The 16390-nt window shown below is 74.1% G+C and carries 10 protein-coding genes; 5 read left to right on the top strand and 5 right to left on the bottom strand.

From position 1 onward, the window contains the following. Positions 1-87 precede the first annotated feature (87 nt). Genes GTY84_RS21060 through GTY84_RS21040 form a run of 5 tightly spaced genes read left to right on the top strand, consistent with a single transcriptional unit; the run spans position 88 to position 8639 of the window. Entirely contained in the window at positions 88-1746 is a 1659-nt protein-coding gene (locus GTY84_RS21060; protein WP_345943493.1) for a stealth family protein, read from the top strand. 15 nt (positions 1747-1761) lie between these two features. Next, positions 1762-3384, top strand: a complete 1623-nt coding sequence (locus GTY84_RS21055) for a sugar phosphotransferase (protein ID WP_161227869.1) — start codon at positions 1762-1764, stop codon at positions 3382-3384. After that, a complete protein-coding gene (locus GTY84_RS35005) occupies positions 3381-5141 on the top strand; it encodes a stealth family protein (RefSeq protein ID WP_161227868.1) in 1761 nt (586 codons plus the stop codon). Before GTY84_RS21055 ends, GTY84_RS35005 begins: the two co-directional genes overlap by 4 nt. Then, a complete protein-coding gene (locus GTY84_RS21045) occupies positions 5138-7231 on the top strand; it encodes a glycosyltransferase family 4 protein (RefSeq protein WP_161227867.1) in 2094 nt (697 codons plus the stop codon). Before GTY84_RS35005 ends, GTY84_RS21045 begins: the two co-directional genes overlap by 4 nt. 13 nt (positions 7232-7244) lie before the next feature. Further along, a complete protein-coding gene (locus tag GTY84_RS21040; RefSeq protein ID WP_161227866.1) occupies positions 7245-8639 on the top strand; it encodes a GDSL-type esterase/lipase family protein in 1395 nt (464 codons plus the stop codon). A 77-nt stretch (positions 8640-8716) separates the two neighbouring features. Here GTY84_RS21040 and GTY84_RS21035 read toward each other — a convergent pair whose 3' ends face one another. The 5 genes from GTY84_RS21035 to GTY84_RS21015 form a co-directional block, all read right to left on the bottom strand. Then, positions 8717-10846: a 3-hydroxyacyl-CoA dehydrogenase NAD-binding domain-containing protein gene (locus GTY84_RS21035; protein ID WP_161227865.1), complete on the bottom strand. Its 2130-nt coding sequence runs from the start codon at positions 10844-10846 to the stop codon at positions 8717-8719. Beyond that, positions 10843-12060: an acetyl-CoA C-acyltransferase gene (locus tag GTY84_RS21030; RefSeq protein WP_161227864.1), complete on the bottom strand. Its 1218-nt coding sequence runs from the start codon at positions 12058-12060 to the stop codon at positions 10843-10845. Before GTY84_RS21030 ends, GTY84_RS21035 begins: the two co-directional genes overlap by 4 nt. A 121-nt stretch (positions 12061-12181) precedes the next feature. After that, positions 12182-13498 carry a ribonuclease D gene (locus tag GTY84_RS21025; RefSeq protein ID WP_161227863.1) on the bottom strand — a complete coding sequence of 439 codons (1317 nt, stop codon included), beginning with the start codon at positions 13496-13498 and terminating at the stop codon, positions 12182-12184. Positions 13499-13698: 200 nt separating this feature from the next. Continuing rightward, complete coding sequence (locus GTY84_RS21020) at positions 13699-14361, bottom strand: response regulator transcription factor (RefSeq protein ID WP_030249151.1); 663 nt, start codon at positions 14359-14361, stop codon at positions 13699-13701. A gap of 1336 nt (positions 14362-15697) precedes the next feature. Then, on the bottom strand, positions 15698-16375 hold the full coding sequence (locus tag GTY84_RS21015) for a DUF3000 domain-containing protein (RefSeq protein WP_161227862.1): 678 nt from the start codon (positions 16373-16375) through the stop codon (positions 15698-15700). Between the last annotated feature and the right edge of the window lie 15 nt (positions 16376-16390).

Below are 16390 nucleotides of genomic sequence, written 5' to 3'. Positions count from 1 at the left end.
ATACGGCCGCGACGCGGGCCGGGGACGCGAGGGCCGTACGGCCGCGAGTGCCCGCCCCGGGTCGGCAGGCGAGAGAGGGTGGGGTCCGTGCTGTCGCGTGGAGCGTTCCTCGGGGCCGGTGAGGCGGCCGAGGCACCCGAAGCCACCGCCCGGCCCACGGTCACCCAGGACGCGCCGCCCGGCCCCGCCGCCGCGGACCGCTACTCCGCCCCCGCGCCGACGACCCTCACCGCCGAGCACGGCGACGTCTACGTCGAGCCGGGGCTGACCCCGCTCTCCGCCCGCGAGGCCAACCGCTCGGCCGTCGCCGCCCTGCTCGACGCGGCGGGCGTCCCCCACTTCGCCGTCCGCGGGACCGTCGACCACGGCACCGCCGTCGGGGTCGCCGAGGAGGACCGGGACCGGGTGCTCCAGGCCCTCTTCCGGGGTCTCGGCGAGTACCCGGGCCACCTGGCCGTCATCGACCCCGACGCCCCCCGCCCGTCCCGGCCGGTCTCCTCCCGCGACCCCCGGGCCTGGCGCGACGTCACCGCCGCCCGGGTGGTCCGGGTCGGCTGGCACCGCACCGACGAGGGCCGCCACCTCCTGCTGGGCCACGAGTACGGCTGCGCGGTCGAGTTCTGGCGGCGCGACGGCGGCCACCTGATCGCGCCCCGCGCCAACCGCGCCACCTGGGCGGTGACCGCCGACGGCCCCGAGGTCACCGGCGCCGCCCGGCTGTTCAGCCGCTTCGTCTCGGACTGGACCCCGCGCCACCTCGCCCCCGCGCTGCGCACCCGGCCCGAGTTCCTGGTGCCCTGCGCCGACGACATCGTTTTCCCGGTCGACGCCGTCTACACCTGGGTCGACGGAAACGATCCCGCGTGGCAGGAGCGCAAGGCCCGGGCCAGGGGCGAGGTCTACCACGCCGAGTCCGCGAGCGACGCCCGCTTCATCAGCCGCGACGAACTCCGCTACTCGATCCGCTCCCTGCACCTGTTCGCGCCCTGGATACGCGACATCCACATCGTCACCGACGACCAGGTCCCGCCGTGGTTCCGGGAGGACCTGGAGGGGGCGCGCATCACCACCCACCGCGAGATCTTCCGCGACCCCGCCGACCTGCCGACCTTCAACTCGCACTCCATCGAGAGCCAGCTCCACCACATCGACGGCCTGGCCGAGCACTTCCTGTACTTCAACGACGACATGTTCATGGGCCGCCCCGTGGCCCCCCACGCCTTCTTCACCCCCAGCGGCACGGCCCGCTACTTCCCCTCCCGCAACCGCATCCCCCAGGGCCCCGTCGTGGAGACCGACACCCCGGTCGACGCGGCCTGCAAGAACAACCGGGAACTGCTCCTCGGGCGCTTCGGCAAGGTCATCACCCAGCCCATGGAGCACATCCCCTACGCCCTGCGCCGCAGCGCGATGGAGGAGGCCGAGCGGGAGTTCCCCGAGGCCTGGGCGCGCACCTCGGCCAGCAGGTTCCGGGCGATGACGGACCTCTCCCCGACCTCGTCCTTCGCCCTCTACTACGCGGCGCTGACCGGGCGGGCCCAGCCGGGCTCCATGCCCTTCACCTACCTCCAACTGGCCGTCCCGGACCTGGGGGACCGGCTCCAGAGACTCCTCGACGGCAGGGACCAGGACACCTTCTGTCTCAACGACGCCTTCTCCACCCCGGAGGACATCGAGGCCCAGCAGGAACTGCTGGACGGCTTCCTCACCTCCTACTTCCCCACCCCCAGCCCCTACGAACGATGAGACGGAGTTCATGACGTGCCCGACCCGACGTCGATGAGCTCCGCGGTACACGTCTACAAGCGGTTCATCCCCCAGCCGGTCCGGTCCGCCGCGGCCACCACCCTGCCCGCGGGCGTGCGGCGCAAGGTCAAGGGCGGCATCGCCCGCACGCTCGGCCGCCGCGAGGCGTGGCTGCACCGCAGGGCCCTGCGCCAGGTGCGCCACGCCCGGCTCGGGGGCTCCGAGCGCCGGGTCACGGCACCCGACGGCCGGATCGCCCACGTGCACACCGGCCTCACCGCCGACCTGGCCCGCCGCCTCGACCACGACCTCGTCACCCACGCCCTCGACTCGGCCGAGGTCCCCTGGTTCGCGGTGCCCGGCCTCGACGACCGCTGGATCTCCATCGCCGTGGAGCAGCGCAACAAGGGCACCGTCCGCCGGGTGCTGCGCGCGCTGCTGGAGGAGCACACCGGCTACGTCGTCTCCGTCTCCCCGTCCAGGAACGACACCCGCGAGATACCCGGCAGCCACGTCAAGGCGTGGCGGCACTACGGCAAGGCCAGGGTCGTCCGCCTCACCTGGCTGCGCACCGACCCCACGCGGAACCTCTGGATGGGCGAGGAGCACGGCGTCGAGATCGAGTTCTGGACCGCCAACTCCGACCTGCCCCGGGAACGGCTCGTCGGACCGCGCCCCAACCGGGTGCAGCGCGCCGTGCCCGCGGACGCCCCCGGCGTGGAGATCGGCCTGGACCGGCTCTCCGGCTACTGCGACACCGACGGCGAGATGCCGCCCACGATCACCCTGGAGGGCTTCGACGTCGTCCGGCTGGAGGAGGTCGCCTTCCCCGTCGACGCCGTCCTCCTCTGGCAGCACGACACCCCCTGGGCCGGGGAACTGCTCCGGGCAGCGCTGCGCTCCCTGCACCAGTACGCCCCCTGGATCGACGTCACCCATGTCGTCGCCCAGGCCGAACCGCCCGCCTGGCTCGGCGGCGGCGAACGGCTCAGCCTCGTCCGCGCCCGCCCGGGTGCCGAATGGCAGCTCGACCAACTTCCCGGCGTCGCCGACCACTTCCTGCTGATGCGGCCCGGCGCCCTGTTCGGCCGCCCGGTCCGGCCCTTCGACTACTTCACCCCCGGCGGCGGCACCCGGCCCCGGCGCGGCCCCTGGGACGCGCGGGAGTCCCGCGCCCCCTGGACCAGGGCCGCCCTAGCCGCCACCGGCCGGGCCACCGCCACCGGCTACGCCCAGGGCCCCCAGCCGTACCGCACCGACCTGCTGGCCCGGCTCACGGCGGCCGGGCAGCCGCCCCTGGCCTGTCCGGACGGCCAGAGCGCGCCCACCGCCGCCGGCACCCACCCGATGGACGGCCTGGTCCACCACCTCGGACACGTCACCGGCGGCGCCGATCCCTCCGGCGAGGCGTCGGTCGCCCTGCACGCCGCGCTCCCCGGCATCGCCACCCATCTGGAGCGGCTCCTCGTCCGCCGGGACGTCCAGCAGCTCCAGTTCCTCGGTGCGGCGACCGCCGGGGCCGCCCACGAGGGCGGGACCGACGCCGTCGTCCGCTTCCTGCACCGGTACTTCCCGGTCCCCAGCCCCTTCGAGGCGGATCGCCCCCACATCTCCACAGAGGCGGACAGCCCCTCGTGAGCACAGGTAATCCCGAGGCGTCCGCCGCGGTCGGTGCCTATCGCGCGCTCGTTCCCGCCGGCCTCAGACGCCGCATCGCCCACCGCATCCCACTGCGGCTGCGCATGGTCGCCAAGGCCGTGCTCCGCAGGCTGCACGTCTTCTCGCTGGCCTCCCGGCTGCTGCGCGGGGCCCGGGCCCGGCGCCGCTGGCCGCACCTCTTCCGGGAGGGCGAGCGGCTGGCGGCCCTCGCCGGGCACGGCGACCGGATCGCCCTGGTCCGCCCCACCGTCTCCCCCCTCGGCCTGCGCGAGGCCAACCTCGAACTCGTGGTGACGGCCCTGGAGGAGGCCGGGGTGGACTACTTCGCCCTGCGCGGCGAGTCCGACTTCCGCTCCTGCCTCGCCGTCGCCGAGTCCGACCGCGACCGGGTGTCCCGCGCGCTCGGGCGCTGCGCCGCGCTGAGCCCCGTCTACCTGCGCGCCTGCCGCGGCGAGAACGTGCAGGGCCGGACGGCCCTGGCGGGCTCCCGGCGCGGCGGCCACCTCGCCCGGCACGCCGCGGTGCTGCGGATCGGCATGGTCTGGAGCGACCCCGGGGGCTCCCTGGTGCTGGGCCTGGAGCACAGCTGCGACATCGAGTTCTGGCAGCCTCGGGACGGACGGCTGGTCGCGCCCCGCCCCAACCGCGTGATGGAGGACATCGCCCCCGGGGAGGCCCGGGTCACCGCCCCGATCAGCCGCCTGACCGGCTTCGCCGCCCTCCACACCCGGCGCACCCGCTCGGTGCGCACCGTCGAGGCGTGCGCCGCGCCCCTGCCGGAGGACGTCCGCTTCCCGGTCGACGTCGTCTACACCTGGGTCGACGGCAACGACCCCGACTGGCAGCGGCGCCGCGGCGCCTTCGGCGGCGGGTACCACGCCGAGGCCGCCAACGCCGCCCGCTACATCAGCCGGGACGAACTGCGCTACTCCCTGCGGGCCCTGGAGCAGAACGCCCCCTGGGTGCGCCACGTCTACCTGGTCACGGACCGTCAGCGCCCGGCCTGGCTCAACGACGGCCACCCGCGCCTCACCGTCGTCGACCACTCCGAGATCTTCGCCGACCCGTCCTCGCTGCCCACCTTCAACTCGCACGCCATCGAGAGCCGGCTCCACCACATCGAGGGGCTGTCGGAGCACTTCCTCTATCTCAACGACGACATGTTCCTCGGCCGCCCCGTGACCCCCCAGGACTTCTTCCTGTCCAACGGCATGACCCGCACCTTCTTCTCCCCGTCCCAGGTGCCGCGCTGGGGCCCCAGCCACGTGGACCGCCCGGTCGACGCGGCCGGCAAGAACAACCGGCGGCTGCTCCAGGAGAACTTCGGCTCCGTCATCGTCCAGAAGCTCCGCCATGCCCCCTACGCCCTGCGCCGCAGCGTCCTCCAGGAGATCGAGGAGAGGTTCCCGGAGGCGCACCGGCAGACCGCGCACAGCCGCTTCCGCAGCCCCACCGACATCTCCATCCCCTCCTCGCTCTACCACTACTACGCCTACTTCACCGGCCGCGCCGTCCCGTCCAACATCCGCTTCGCCTACCTGGACCTCGCCCGGCCCGAGGTCCAGCGCCGGCTCGGCATCCTGCTCGCCCGCCGCGACCGGCAGGCGTTCTGCATCAACGACACCCTCTCCGACGGCCAGGACGTCGCCCGGCAGACCGCGATGCTCGGCCGGTTCCTCAAGGCGTACTACCCCGTGCCCAGTCCCTTCGAGCGGAAGGAGGCCGAGGTCCGGTGAAGATCTCCTTCCTGATCAACAACATCTACGGCATCGGCGGCACCAACCGCACGGTCATCAACCTCGCCGAGGCGCTCGGCGCCCACCACGAGGTGGAGATCGTCTCCGTCTTCCGGCGGGCGACCGCCACCAAGTTCGAGATCTCCCCCCGCGTCACCGTCCGGGCCCTCGTCGACCTGCGCCCCGGCTCCGCCGACCGCGGCGCCGCGGGCAGCGCCGAGCCCAGCGCGGTGGTGCCCCGGCAGGAGGAGTTCTCCGCCCAGTACAGCCGCTTCACCGACGAGCGGATCATCCGGGAACTGCGCCGGACGGACGCCGACGTGGTGGTCGGCACCCGGCCCAGTCTCAACCTCTTCGTCGCCGCCCACACCCGGGACGGCGCGCTGCGCGTCGCCCAGGAGCACATGACCCACCTCGCCATCCCCCCGGCCGTCCGGGCCGAGATGGCGCGGGTCTACCCGCGGCTGGACGCGATCACCACCGTGACCGAGGCCGACGCCCGCTCCTTCCTGGAGAACACCCCCGTCCCGGGCGTCCCCGTGACCGGCATCCCCAACAGCGTGCCGCAGCCGTCCGTACCGCCCTCGGACTGCACCGGGAAGATCATCGTCAGCGCCGGCCGCATGCACCGGATCAAACGCTACGACCTGCTGATCCGGGCCTTCGCCGCGCTGGCCGAGGAGTTCCCCGACTGGCAGCTCCGCATCTACGGCGACGGCGGCGAGGCGGCGAAGCTGCGCGCCCTCGTCATCGAACTCGGCCTCACCGGCCGGGCCCTGCTGATGGGCGGCTTCTCGCCGATCGAGTCCGAATGGGCCAAGGGCTCCGTCGCGGCCGTCACCTCCAGCGCCGAGTCCTTCGGCATGACCCTCGTCGAGGCGATGCGCTGCGGGCTCCCCGTCGTCTCCACCGACTGCCCCGTCGGCCCCCGGGAGATCCTCACCCACGGCGAGGACGGCTTCCTGGTGCCCAACGGCGAGGTCGAGGGCATCGCCTGGGGCCTGCGCCGCCTCATGGCGGACGAGGTGCTGCGCCGCGACATGGGCGAGGCCGCCCTGCGCAACGCCGCGCGCTACGACCCGGCGGCCGTCGCCGACCGCTACGCGCGGCTCTTCGAGGACGCCGCCCGTCGCCGCGCCGCCACCGACCGCGGCTACCGCCCGCCCGCCGGACCCCGCCGCTCCGGGGCCGGGGCCACCGTCCCCCCGGTCTCCCTCGCGGCGGCCACCGCGGACGTCACCGTCGACGGCGCCGGATGGCTGCGCCTCGGCGCGGACGGCCCCGGCGAGGGCCGCCACCGCTGGCAGTTCGTGCTGCGCCACAAGCCCTCGGACGGCCGCCGCCGCCCCGACCTGCCGGTCCGCACCTCGCGCACCCACCTGGCCAACGGCGGCACCCGCTACACCGCGGCCCTCGGCCCCTCCGTCCTCGGCGAACTCGGCGACGGACGCTGGCAGGTGACGATGCGCTCGGCGCGCTCCGGCACCGTCCACATGAAGGCCGGCATCCGCGACACCCGGGCCCTCATCGACGCCCGCGCCGGCGTCCTGGCCCGACCGTCCGCCGGGCCCACCGCCTGGAGCCTCCCCTACGCCCAGCCCAACGGGCGGCTGATGCTGCGCACCGTGCTGCGCGAGGAGCACGCCGAGTGCACCTCGGTCGGCGTCGGCGAGGGCACCGTCACGGTCCGGGGCGTGCTGTGCGGCGACCGCGCCGTCCGGCCGGGCGCCCTGTTCGTGATCAGCCGCCGCGGAAGCCACCGCACCGACCTCGCCGTCCCCGTCCAGGTGCTCGGCCGGCACTCCTTCCGCGCCGAGGTGCCCGTCCGCCGGGCCGTCGACCAGCGGCTGGAACGGTGGGAGGACTGGGACTGGTGGCTCCAGCCCGACCCGGAGGACCGGCGCAAGACCCGCGTCTGCCACGTGCTGGAGGACTTCCCCGACGTCAAGGGCGCCTACGCCTACCCGTCCGTGCCGCTGACCGGGGACGGCGCCTCCGAGTACGCCGTGATCCACCCGGCCCGGCCGGTGTGGGTCCGCCCCTACTGCTCGACTTCAGGAGCGATGGCCATGAACGTGGTCGACCGCTAGGAATGGGAAATCAGTGAACCGAACCGTCTTCGTCCTCGGGGACTCCGTACCGGCGCCCCGGACGGACCAGGAGGCTCCCATGGCGGGCTGGGGCCAGAAGATCGAGGACCTCCTGGTGGGCCCGATCACCGTGGCCAACTACGCCCGCAGCGCCATGACCACCCGGAAGTACTTCACCGAACGCCTTCCGGCCATGCTCAACCGGATGAAGCGCGGCGACATCGTGCTCATCGGCTTCGGCGGCGTGGACCACATGATCCACAACGGCATGCGCTACGTCCCGGTGCCCGAGTACCAGGAGTTCCTCCGGCTGTTCGCGCACTACATCCTCGCCGAGGGCGGCGTCCCCGTCTTCGTGACGCCCTGCGCGCGCTACGCCTTCTCGTCCTCCGGCGAGGTGCTGAACACCCGGGGCGCGTACCCGCGCGCCATGCTGGACACCGCCGCGGAACTCGGCGTCCCGGTGGTCGACCTGACGGGGCGCACCATGGAGCTGTGGGCCGAGATCGGCCCGACCCGGCTGCGCCAGTACTTCTCCTGGGTCGACCCCGGTGAGCACCCCCTGCACCCGGACGGGCAGATCGACTCCTCCCACCTCAACCACACCGGCGCCTTCGAGGTGGCCCGGGTCGTCGTCTCCGGGCTGTGCGCCCTCGGCGTGCTCGACGCGGCGGACGTGGACGTCAGCGCGCTGACGGCGCCGCCGACGATGCCGCCCGTCTCGACCGAGTTCACCATCCGGTCGCCCGAGGCCGCGCTGCACTACGCGCAGCCCGTCGGCGAACCGCCCACCCTGGCCCGCCCCGCGCCGGACGCGCTCGCCGGTCCCATGGGCAAGCTCTCCGGCACCGCGGCGCCGGGCACCGACTACCTCCTCTTCTTCGAGCAGGGCCGGTACATCGGCGGCACCCGGGTCGGCGGGGCCGGCCAGTGGAGCTGGCGCCGCTCGGTCGGCTGGGCGGAGGGGGAGCACGTGGTGCAGTGCGTCGGGCTGCGCGGCGACGGCTGCTCACCGGTGGCGGAGCGCCGCTTCACCGTGGTGACCGAGGTGCGCCCGCCGGTGATCGCGGTGCCCTCGCAGGGGGCCTTCGCCGGGCCCCGGCCCCGCTTCAGCGGGAAGGTCCAGCCGGGGGCCACCAAGGTCGTCCTGATGGAGGGCGGCCTGCTGATCGGGGCGACCGGCGTCAACGAGAACGGCGAGTGGTCCTTCCGGCACGGCCACCCCTGGCGCCCCGGCACCCACACCGTGGAGGCGATCGCCCTCTTCGGCGCGGCCGAGTCCGCTCCGGCCGGCACCACCTTCAAGGTCGTCGGCATCCCGGAGAACAGCCCGATCCGCTCCTTCGGCGCCTCGCGTCACGACTGCGGCGACGTCTGCGAGCACCGCCCCTTCTCCGGCGACTGGTGACCGGGTCCCGGCCGACGGCGGGCGGGCCGCACCGGAGTCCCGGTACGGCCCGCCCGCCGTCGCGCGTGCCCCGGGGGCTACTCGGGGACGCTCGCCACGCCCGGCTCCAGGAACCGCCTCCCGTTCACCCGCTCGCTGACGCCCTCGCGGTCCAGGTACGGCGTGACGCCGCCCAGGTGGAAGGGCCAGCCGGCGCCGGTGATCAGGCACAGGTCGATGTCCTGCGCCTCGGCGACGACGCCCTCGTCGAGCATCAGGCCGATCTCCTGCGCCACCGCGTCCAGGACCCGGGCGCGCACCTGCTCCTCGGTGAGGACGGTGTCGCCCTGCTCCAGCAGCGCGGCGACCTCCGGGTCCAGCACGGGGCTGCCGCTGTCGTGGACGTAGAAGCCGCGCTTGCCCGCGGCGACGACCGCCCTGAGGTTCGGCGAGACGGTGAAGCGGTCCGGGAAGGCCCGGTGGAGGGTCTCCGAGACGTGCAGGCCGATCGCGGGGCCGACCAGCTCCAGCAGGACCAGCGGGGACATCGGCAGGCCGAGCGGCTCCACCGCCCGCTCCGCCACCTCGACCGGGGTGCCCTCGTCGATGACGTTCTGGATCTCGCCCATGAAACGGGTCAGGACGCGGTTCACCACGAACGCGGGGGCGTCCTTGACCAGCACCGCGGTCTTCTTCAGCTTCCTGGCCACGGCGAACGCGGTGGCGAGCGAGGCGTCGTCGGTCCGCTCGCCGCGCACGATCTCCAGCAGCGGCAGGACCGCGACCGGGTTGAAGAAGTGGAAGCCGACGACCCGCTCGGGGTGTTCGAGCTGCGAGGCCATCTCGGAGACCGAGAGGGAGGAGGTGTTGGTCGCGAGGATCGCGTGCGCCGGGGCGACCGCCTCGACCTCCGCGAACACCCGCTGCTTGACGGCGGTCTCCTCGAAGACGGCCTCGATGACGAAGTCCGCGTCCGCGAAGCCCTCCGCCTTGTCCAGCACGCCGCTGACCAGGGCCTTGAGCCGGTTGGCGTGGTCCTGGCCGATGCGGCCCCGGCCGAGCAGCTTGTCGATCTCGGCGTGCACGTAGCCCACGCCCCTGTCCACGCGCTCCTGGTCGATGTCGGTCAGCACGACCGGCACCTCCAGGCGGCGCAGGAACAGCAGCGCGAGCTGGGAGGCCATCAGACCGGCGCCGACCACGCCCACCTTGGTGACCGGGCGGGCCAGGTTCCTGTCCGGGGCGCCCGCCGGGCGCTTGGCCCGCTTCTGCACCAGGTTGAAGGCGTAGATGCCGGAGCGCAGCTCGCCGCCCATGATGAGGTCGGCCAGCGCCCGGTCCTCGGCGTCGAAGCCCGCCTGGAGGTCGCCGTCCCGGACGGCGGCGATGATGTCCAGGGCGCGGTAGGCGGCCGGGGCGGCGCCGTGCACCTTGGCGTCCGCGACGGCGCGGCCCTTGGCGACGGCCCGGTCCCAGCCCTCGCCCCGGTCGATCTCCGGGCGCTCCACGGCGATCTCGCCCTTGAGCACGGCGGCCGTCCAGGCCAGGGACTGCTCCAGGAAGTCGGCGCCCTCGAAGATCGCGTCCGCGATGCCGAGCGCGTGCACCTGCTCGCCCTTGAGCTGCCGGTTCTGGCTGAGACTGTTCTCGATGATCACCGAGACGGCCTTCTCGGCGCCGATCAGGTTGGGCAGCAGCGTGCAGCCGCCCCAGCCCGGGACCAGGCCGAGGAAGACCTCGGGCAGGGAGAAGGCGGGCAGCGCCGCGGAGACGGTGCGGTAGGAGCAGTGCAGGCCGATCTCGACCCCGCCGCCCATGGCCGCGCCGTTGTAGTAGGCGAAGGTCGGCACGGCCAGTGCGGCCAGCCGCTTGAAGACATCGTGGCCGCCCCGGCCGATGGCGAGCGCGTCCTCGTGGCGCTTCAGCAGCTCGACGCCCTTGAGGTCGGCGCCGACCGCGAAGATGAACGGCTTGCCGGTGACCCCGGCCCCGACGATCTCCCCGGCCGCGGCCTCCTTCTCGACCAGATCGATCGCGGCGTCGATGTTGGCCAGCGACTGCGGGCCGAGCGTCGTCGGCCTGGTGTGGTCGTGGCCGTTGTCCAGGGTGATCAGCGCGAAGCGCCCGGCACCCAGCGGCAGGTCGAAGTGGCGCACGTGCGCCTGGGTGACGACCTCGCCGGGGAACAGCTCGGCGGCGCCCTTCAGCAGCTCTGCGGTGGTGCTCACTTGTCCCCCTCGAAGTGCGGGTTCTCCCAGACGACCGTGGCGCCCATGCCGAAGCCGACGCACATGGTGGTCAGGCCGTAGCGGACGTCGGGCCGGTCCTCGAACTGGCGGGCGAGCTGGGTCATCAGCCGGACGCCTGAGGAGGCCAGCGGGTGGCCGAAGGCGATGGCCCCGCCGTACTGGTTGACGCGCGGGTCGTCGTCGGCGATGCCGTAGTGCTCCAGGAAGGCGAGCACCTGGACGGCGAACGCCTCGTTGATCTCGAACAGGCCGATGCCGGAGATCGACAGGCCCGCCCGGGCGAGCGCCTTCTCGGTGGCCGGGATCGGGCCGTAGCCCATGACCTCCGGCTCCACGCCCGCGAAGGAGTACGCGACCAGGCGCATCCTCACCGGCAGCCCGTGCTCCCGGGCGAAGTCCTCGGAGGCGATGAGGGAGGCGGTGGCGCCGTCGTTGAGCCCGGCCGCGTTGCCCGCGGTGACCCGGCCGTGGACGCGGAACGGCGTCTTGAGGCCCGCCAGGTTCTCCATCGTGGTCCCCGGGCGCATCGGCTCGTCGGCGGTGACCAGGCCCCAGCCGGTCTCGCCGCCCTCGGGGGAGGTGCGGCGCACCGAGACCGGTACCAGATCCGCCTGGATCCGGCCGTCGGCGTACGCCTTGGCGGCCTTCTCCTGGGAGCGCACCGCGTACGCGTCGGCCCGCCGCTTGGTGATCGACGGGAAGCGGTCGTGCAGGTTCTCCGCGGTCATGCCCATGAACAGGGCGGACTCGTCGACCAGCTTCTCGCTGACGAACCGCGGGTTGGGGTCCACGCCCTCGCCCATCGGGTGCCGGCCCATGTGCTCGACCCCGCCCGCGACGGCCACGTCGTACGCGCCGAAGGCGACCGAGCCGGCCACCGTGGTCACGGCCGTCAGGGCGCCCGCGCACATCCGGTCGACGGAGTAGCCCGGCACCGAGGCGGGCAGGCCCGCCAGGATGCCCGCGGTACGGCCGAGGGTGAGGCCCTGGTCGCCGATCTGCGTGGTGGCGGCGATGGCGACCTCGTCGATCCGCTTCGGGTCGAGACCCGGGTTGCGGCGCAGCAGCTCCCGGATCGCCTTCACGACCAGGTCGTCGGCGCGGGTCTCGTGGTAGACGCCCTTGGGGCCCGCCTTGCCGAACGGGGTGCGGACGCCGTCGACGAAGACGACGTCCCTGAGGGTACGAGGCACGATGGCTCTCCTCCAGGTGCGGGATGGCACTGCTGCGGCACGCATGCGCTGAGCGCGCGCTCAGCCCATGCTACTTGTGGGTAACGTAGCTGCCCAGCCCTCCCCGCCCAAGCGGTGAAGGTCACACCGCCCGCGGACCGGCCTCCTGCTGCTCGCCCGGCTGCGCCGCCAGCGCCTCCACCAGCAGCGGGGTCACCAGCTCCACCTGCCAGGGCCGCGCCCCGTGCGCGGCCAGGGCCTCGGTGACGGCCTCGGCGCCGCTCTCCTTCGGCGGCTGCCAGCACACCCGGCGCACCGTGTCCGGCGTGATCAGGTTCTCCTGGGGCATGGCCAGCTCCTCGGCCAGCGCGCTCACCGCGGCGCGCGCCGCCGACAGCCGGGCGGCCGCGGCCGGGTCCTTGTCGGCCCAGGCGCGCGGCGGCGGCGGGCCGGTCACGGCCTGGCCGGGCTGCGGCAACTGCGACTCGGTCAGGCTCCTGGCCCGGTCGACGGCGGCCTGCCACTGGTCGAGCTGGCGCCGGTTGACCCGGCCGAAGCCGTGCAGCGCGGCCAGCGCGTGGGTGTTGGCGGGCTGCGCGAGCGCCGCCTCCACGATGGCCGCGTCGCCGAGCACCTTGCCGGGGGAGACGTCCCGGCGCTGCGCGACGTGGTCCCGGGTCTGCCACAGCTCCCGGACGACGGCGAGCTGCCGGCGCCTGCGCACCTTGTGCATGCCGGAGGTGCGCCGCCAGGGGTCCTTGCGGGGCTCGGCGGGCGGGGCGGCGGCGATGGCGTCGAACTCCTGCCGGGCCCACTCCAGCTTGCCCTGCCGCTCCAGCTCCTTCTCCAGCGCGTCGCGCAGGTCGACCAGCAGCTCCACGTCGAGCGCGGCGTAGCGCAGCCAGGGCTCGGGCAGCGGGCGGGTGGACCAGTCGACGGCCGAGTGGCCCTTCTCCAGGACGAAACCGAGCACGTTCTCGACCATCGCGCCGAGGCCGACCCGGGGGAACCCGGCGAGCCGGCCGGCCAGCTCGGTGTCGAAGAGGGTGCTCGGCACCATCCCTATCTCGCGCAGGCAGGGCAGGTCCTGGGTGGCGGCGTGCAGCACCCACTCCGTCCCGGAGAGCGCGGCGCCCAGCCCGGACAGGTCGGGGCAGGCGACGGGGTCGATGAGCGCGGTCCCGGCGCCCTGGCGGCGGAGCTGGACCAGATAGGCCCGCTGCCCGTAGCGGTAGCCGGAGGCGCGCTCGGCGTCGACGGCGACGGGGCCGGTGCCCGCGGCGAAGGCGGCGGTCACCTCGGCGAGGGCACCGGCGTCGGCGATCACCGGCGGAATGCCCTCGCGGGGTTCGAGCAAGGGTGTCGGCGCCTGAGTCACAGAAGATCCGGCGTCGTCCGGAGGGGCGCCTCCGGTGGTGCGCAGTGAACGGTCTGCTGCGGTTTCGTGGGCGTCGGTCACCAGGCAAGAGTATCCGTGGATGGGCGGCACCCGTCGACGCGACGTTCGGTCGACGGGTGCCGGAAGGTCGTAAACCAGTCAGGTCGTGAAAGAGGGCGGGCGCCGGAGGACGGGCGGACCCTTGGTGCGGTGGAGGGCCGGCGGGGGTGTCGGAGGTGGGGAAAGGAGGCGGGGAGGGTTGCTGGCTCTGGGGGCGGGGGTCAGTGGATGATGCCGGTCCGCAGGGCGACCGCGACCATTCCGGCCCGGTCGCCCGTGCCGAGCTTGCGGGCGATGCGGGCCAGGTGGCTCTTGACGGTCAGCGCGGACAGGCCCATGGAGACGCCGATCGCCTTGTTGGACTGGCCCTCCGCCACCAGCCGCAGCACCTCCACCTCGCGGCCGGAGAGTTCGCGGTATCCGCCCGGGTGGCTCGGGGCACCCGGGGGGCGGCGGTGCAGCCGGGCGGCGGCGGCGCCGATGGGGGCGGCACCGGGTCTGGTGGGGAGCCCGATGTTGGTACGGGTACCGGTGACGACATAGCCCTTCACGCCGCCGGCGAGGGCGTTGCGCACGGCGCCGATGTCGTCGGCGGCCGAGAGGGCGAGGCCGTTGGGCCAGCCCGCGGCGCGGGTCTCGGAGAGCAGGGTCAGGCCGGAGCCGTCGGGGAGATGGACGTCGGCGACACAGATGTCGCGGGGGTTGCCGATGCGGGGACGAGCCTCCGCGACGGACGAGGCCTCGATGACGTCGCGCACACCGAGCGCCCACAGATGGCGGGTGACGGTGGATCGGACGCGCGGGTCGGCCACGACCACCATGGCGGTCGGCTTGTTCGGGCGGTAGGCGACCAGGCTTGCGGGCTGCTCGAGAAGAACGGACACCAGGCCTCCTGGGGTGAGGGACGGGACCGGCTCCTGGGGGTGAAGCCGGGACGAACCGTGCTTTCAAGGTCACAGTCGTCTTCGGCATCGAGTCCGCCCGCCTTTAGAGAATGATCACGATCTGGTGAGTAACAATCCGCTCAATTCGGACAGATGGTCGATCATTCGAAGTCCGAACGGTTCCACTCTGTGTCGATAAGCGCCCGAAAGTGGCCGTATCGACAAAGTGACGCGCGTTTTTCCCTGGCGCGGGAGCGGCGAGGTGGCGAGGTGGCGAGGTGGCAGGGCCCGGCGGGGATCCTGGGGCGGCGGAAGTACGGGGGTGCGGAAGTCCGGGAGTGTCTTCGCCCCCCCCCGTCGGCGGTGCGGGCGCGGGCTCCGGCGCGGGCGGCGAGCCCCTCGACGGTGACGATGCCGCGGTCCTGGGGGTGGGGGCGCTGTTGGGCCGGAGGCGCCGGAGATGTCGGCGGGCCGAGGGGCTGCCGGGGCGGGCTGTCGGGCCGTCGTCCGGTCGTGGGGCCTGGGCCTCTGCGACGGGCCCGCGGCGTAGGGCCCCGGGGCTGTCTGGTGTGCGGCACGGGGGGCCTGGGTCCTCTTCGTGTGTCCGGTCGTGCTCGGGGCGGTTGGCGCGGGCCCGGCCGGGCGGGGCTCCGGCGGGAGGCTGGGTGCGTTGGAGGAAGGGGGAGGGGCGGGGCGCGCGTGCGTCGATCCCGCGCGCGGCGAAACCTCCGGCGTGTCGGACGCCGTGCACGCCCGGGATCCCGGTGGCCCTGCATCCCGTGCTCTCCGGGTGTCCCGGGTGCTCCGGTCGCTGCGGGCATTCCGCGCATCCCGGGCATCCGGGGTGCCTCGCGTGCCTCGCGCATCCCGGGTGCTCCCCGTACCCCGGGCGCTCCGCGCACCTCGCGCACCTCGCGCACCTCGCGCACCTCGCGCACCTCGCGCACCTCGCGCACCTCGCGCACCTCGCGCACCTCGCGCACCTCGCGCNTCGCGCACCTCGCGCACCTCGCGCACCTCGCGCACCTCGCGCACCTCGCGCACCTCGCGCACCTCGCGCACCTCGCGCACCTCGCGCACCTCGCGTGCCGGGGGCGCCCCGGGCGCGATCCGCCGGGCCGGGCACCCGTGGCCGGACCGGGAAGGCGTCCCCTCCGCGCCGTCCCGAACTCCCCGGCGGGCGCGCGACGACGGCCGCGCCGCCTCGCCGCGGAGCCGGAACCCCCGGAGGCGCCCGGTGTCCCTGCGCTACTCCGTCGCGCGCCCCTCCGTCGCGCCGCGCCGCACGCCGCGTCCGGTGCCGCGCACCGGTCCGCCGGGGATCACGGACCGGCGCTCAGCGGGACTGGGGGCCGCGCCGCTGGGGCAGGGTCACGACCGAGGCGTCGCCGGGGCCCGCCGGGGGCAGCCCCGCCACCTGGGCCAGCAGATCGCACCACGAGGCCAGGTGCGCGGCCGTGTCCACGACTCCGCCCCGCCCCTCGCGCGGCGTCCAGGACGCCCGGATCTCGATCTGCGAGGCCGAGGGCCGGGTCGACAGCTCACCGAAGTAGTGGGAACTGGCGCGGGTGACCGTGCCGCTGGGCTCGCCGTACAGCAGACCGCGGGCCTGGAGCGCGCCGGTCAGCCAGGACCAGCACACGTCCGGCAGCAGGGGATCGGCGGCCATCTCCGGCTCCAGCTCGGCGCGCACCAGCGTCACCAGCCGGAAGGTGCCCCGCCAGGCGTCGTGCCCGGCCGGGTCGTGCAGCAGCACCAGGCGTCCGTCGGCCAGGTCCTCGCCGTCCTCGACGACGGCGGCCTCCAGCGCGTACGCGTAGGGGGCGAGCCGTTGCGGTGCCCGGGTCGCCTCCACCTCGATCTGCGGCCGCAATCGCGCGGTGCGCAGCGCCTCGACCGCCGCCGAGAACACGGGCGGAGCCGTGGTGCCCGTATGCGGGGCCTCCTCCCCGGTGTCCTTCCGCTCGTCCATTCCGCCAGCGCCGTCCGACAGTCGTCCCTGAGCCGCAGCCATGCGGGGAAGATTAAG

Origin of the sequence: Streptomyces sp. SID8352 (assembly GCF_009862265.1) — a bacterium.
Lineage (GTDB): Bacteria > Actinomycetota > Actinomycetes > Streptomycetales > Streptomycetaceae > Streptomyces.
This window is presented reverse-complemented; position numbering and strand designations above follow the sequence as displayed.

What these genes read in the sequence shown, in the direction of transcription:
- GTY84_RS21015 (WP_161227862.1), bottom strand. Translation starts at nt 16,375, where the DNA reads ATGGCTGCGGCTCAGGGACGACTGTCGGACGGCGCTGGCGGAATGGAC.